Below are 3,203 nucleotides of genomic sequence, written 5' to 3' on the forward strand. Positions count from 1 at the left end.
GGTCTACCGGCTCGCCCGGCAGACCATGATCGAAGAACTCGGGATCGAGCCCAACGAGCGCCTGCAGCAGCTGGAATACGCGATCCTCACCTCCGACGAGAGCCTCGACCTGCCGGCGCAGCCCGTCAAGGTCGCCGAGGAGCCACCGGCCCGCGTGCCGCACGTCCCCGGCATGCTCCCCACCGACATCGCCGACTTCACCGGCCGCACCAAGCAGATCGACGACATCCGCCAGCGGCTGACGCTCGCCTCCGGTGACCGGTCCCGCTTCGCCGTACCGATCATCGCGATCGTCGGGAAGGCGGGGATCGGCAAGACCACCGTCGCGGTGCACTCGGCGCACAGCGTCGCCGAGCACTTCCCCGATGGGCAGCTCTACGCCGACCTGCACGGGGGCCTGTCCCGTCCGACCAGCCCGATGCAGGTGCTCGAACGGTTCCTGCGCGTGCTCGGCGTGCCGGGCACCGCGCTCCCCGACGGCCTGGAGGAGCGGGCGGAGATGTACCGCGCCCTGCTCGCCGACCGCAGGATGCTGATCGTGCTGGACGACGCGGGCAACGAGAGCCAGGTCCTGCCGCTGCTGCCCGGCAATCCCGCCTCCGCCGTGATCATCACCAGCCGGAGCAGGCTCGCCGGACTGGCCGGTGCGATCCACGTCGATGTGGACGTCTTCGACTCGAGCCAGTCGATGGACCTGCTCTCCCGGATAGCCGGGGTCGAACGGGTGCAGTCGGAGCCGGAGTCGGCCGCGGCGCTGGCCGAGCTCTGCGGCCAGCTCCCCCTGGCGCTCCGCATCGCCGGCGCGCGGCTGCTGGCACGCCCCCACTGGAGCATCGAGCAGCTGGTGGGACGGCTCGAGGACGAGACCCGCCGGCTTGACGAGCTCAAGCACGGCGACATGGGGATCAGGGCCAGCATCTCGCTGACCTATGACAGCGCCGGCGAGGACGCCCGGCGGCTCTTCCGCCGACTGGCGATCCTGGAGTCGCAGCTCTTCTCCGCCTGGATCAGCGCGGCACTGCTCGACCTGCCCTTCGCCGACGCGCAGGACCTGCTGGACGACCTGGCCGACGCGCAGCTCGTCGAGACCACGGGGGTCGGCCGCGGGGTGCACACCCAGTACCGCTTCCACGACCTCATCCGGGTCTTCGCCCGGGAGCGGCTGGCCGCGGAGGAGTCAGCCGGCGAGCGGAGCGCGGCCCTGGCCCGCGTGCTCGGCGGGCTGCTCTTCCTCGCCGAGGCCGCCCGCCGCCGTGAGTACGGCCCCGACGTCATGATCCACAGCGACGCCTCCCTCTGGTCGCTGCCCAGGGAGCTGGTCGACCAGCTGATCGCGGTGCCGCTCGCCTGGTTCGAGCGTGAGCGCATGATCCTGGTCTCCGGCATCCGGCAGGCGGCGCAGGCGGGCTTCGTCGAGCTCTGCTGGGGCCTGACGATCAACGCGGTGACGTTCTTCGAGGCGCGGGTCTACCTCGACGACTGGCGGGAGACCCACGAGATCGCGCTGGCGGCCACCCGGCACGCCCGGGACAAGCGCGGCCAGGCGGCGGTGCTCCACTCGATGGGCTCGCTGGCCATCACCGAGCAGCGCTTCGACGACGCCCAGCGCGACTTCGAATCGGCGGTCCGGCTGTTCCGGGAGGTCAGCGACGACCGCGGGGTGGCCATGGCCATCCGCAACATCGGCTTCCTCGACCGGATGAACGGCCGCTTCGACGAGGCCGAGGCGCACTACGAATGGGCGCTGACGACCTTCCGCGCCATCGGGGACCAGGTCGCCGCCGCCTACGCCCTCCACAACCTGGCCCAGCTCCGGCTGGAGTTCGACGACTTCGAGGGCGCCAAGCGGCTGCTGTCGGAGGCGCTGCAGCTCAGCGGGAACGGCGGCAGCAGAAGGATGAAGGCCCAGGTCCTCAACCGGATGGGCCGCACCCATCTGCAGTCGGGCGAGCCCGCTCTCGCGGCGCGCATGTTCGACGAGACGCTGACCATCGTCAGGGACATCGGCGACCCCACGGGCGAGGCGTACGCGCTGTACGGGCTGGGCACCGCGCGGCTGCGCCAGGGCATGCTCGCCGAGGCGGAGGGGGCGCTGCGCCATGCCCTGATGATGGCCAGCACCTCCAACCAGCGGCTGGCGGAGGCCCGGGTGCTGGTCGGCCTGGGCGAGCTGGCCATCGCCTCCGGCGGACCGGCCCAGGCCGTGCCCTACTTCCAGCAGGCGCTGTCCCTGTTCCGCCGGATACAGGTCCCGGTCCACGAGGCCCGCACTCTGATCATGCTCGGCGACGCGCACCTGGCCGCAGGCAACAGCGCCGCCGCGCACGACGCGCTGGCCGAGGCGCACGCCCTGGCCGAGAAGCTGGATCCCCCGGTGGCCGAGCAGATACGGGCGCAGCTGGCCGAGAAGGCCCGTGGCCGGGAGGGGTGACAGGAGCCGGTGACGGCCCCCGGGTCCCCACCCGGCCACACCGGCCGGACGCCTGCGCGTCCGCACGGCTGGGCGGTCCCCGGCCCCGCCGACGTCCGGCCGTCCGCCGGAGCTACGGCCGCCCCACCCGCCGCCGCTCCTGCTGGCCGGCTGCCCGGCGGTGCTGCCGGCGCGCCCGCACGCCGCGCCAGATCTCCTGACCGCGGGAGAACCCGCTCTCGGCCAGGTCCACCAGCGTCCGTGTCACCGCCGCCCTGATCGACGGGTAGCGCACCCGCAGCTCCAGCCAGAGGGACTCGGCGCCCCTGGCGACCCGCACCACGACCGAGCGTCCCTGGTCGGCGAGCTCCTGCCGGCGGCGCCGGAGCTCCTCCCGGCTCTCCTCGGCGAGCTGCCGGCCGGCCGCGTCGGCGCTCGAGGTGAGCAGGAGCACCGACACGATGGCGGCGCGGGTCTCCAGCTCCTCGGGCCTGCCCTTCAGGGCTCGCGCGCGCTGCTCCGACCACCAGGTGACCCGTCCGATCGCGGCCCGCCGCATCGGATGCAGGCCCCCGGCGCGCAGCCGCCACCGGTGCGTGCGGGCCGCCTGCGGGACCAGGCACAGCTCGACGGCCGCCGCCACGCCCCGCTCCCAGGTCTCCTCGGAGACCTCGCCGACGACGTCGTACAGCCGGTCGAGCACGCCCCGCACCTCGGCCGGCGACGACCAGGAGGAGCGGGCCGAGCTCCTGTTCGAGGAGGCCTGATGGGAACACCGCGGTATCCCCTGACC

1 protein-coding gene and 1 pseudogene are annotated in these 3,203 nt (G+C 73.3%); one reads left to right on the top strand and one right to left on the bottom strand.

Features of this window, described 5'->3' with window-relative positions:
- A partial coding sequence (locus tag ACWDS7_RS47565; RefSeq protein ID WP_451934688.1) for an ATP-binding protein occupies positions 1–2,431 on the top strand: 2,431 nt, incomplete at its 5' end.
- Between the two features lie 112 nt (positions 2,432–2,543).
- Here ACWDS7_RS47565 and ACWDS7_RS47570 read toward each other — a convergent pair.
- Positions 2,544–3,203: pseudogene (locus ACWDS7_RS47570) on the bottom strand (hypothetical protein); the annotation flags it as partial.

This window comes from Streptosporangium sp. NPDC003464 (genome assembly GCF_053588315.1).